The following is a 740-nucleotide window of genomic DNA, read 5'->3' as shown; positions in this document are numbered from 1 at the left end:
ATAAGCAGATGACCGAAAAGAAGTTTCGAGTCAGTCGCTTACGCAGAGTGCAAGCAGATGACCGAAAAGAAGTTTCGAGTCAGTCGCTTACGCAGAGTGCAAGCAGATGACCGAAAAGAAGTTTCGAGTCAGTCGCTTACACAGAGGGGAATGACAATCCATTGATATCATATAAAGCATCTCGGTTTTGACTTTGTTATTTTGCTTTTCCTATCCCTTATCTACTAACCAACTAACCAACTGCTTCTTCTGTCATCCTGAGCTCGCGAAGGATCTCGATTTTGACTTTATTATTAATTTTGCTTTTCCTATCACCTAATTCCGTAACCAACTAACCAACTGCTTCTTCTGTCATCCTGAGCTCGCGAAGGATCTCGACTGACTTTATTATAAAATAATACAAAACTTATTTCAAAGAAGACAGGGAATCTTGTCTTCTTTTTTTGCCTTGATTTAAACATTTACAAAACTAATATATACCTAGTTATAAATTATTTTGATTTTTTGTTGACAACGTACAAGTACTTAGTATATTATACTAACAAACAAAGCATATAAAACTTATAGGTTTACTAGGAAATAGAAACGAGGTCAAAAAAATGATTGAAATTAAAAACCTTAATAAGCAATACGGCAATCTTGAAGTTTTTAAATCCGTTAACTTACATATAAAAGAGGGGGAGTTTGTATCCATTATCGGTCCCTCAGGTTGTGGTAAGTCAACTTTAATAAATATTGTT

1 protein-coding gene is annotated in these 740 nt (G+C 34.7%); it reads left to right on the top strand.

Annotated elements, in window-relative coordinates; all coding sequences use genetic code 11:
- Window positions 1-599: 599 nt before the first annotated feature.
- Window positions 600-740: ATP-binding cassette domain-containing protein (locus RH915_RS11470; RefSeq protein ID WP_310480150.1), on the top strand; the 141-nt coding region annotated here is incomplete at its 3' end.

Source organism: Serpentinicella sp. ANB-PHB4 (genome assembly GCF_031432315.1).
Taxonomy (GTDB): domain Bacteria; phylum Bacillota; class Clostridia; order Peptostreptococcales; family Natronincolaceae; genus Serpentinicella.
Note: the sequence above shows the minus strand (reverse complement) of the source record. Positions and strands in the feature narration are given on the sequence as shown.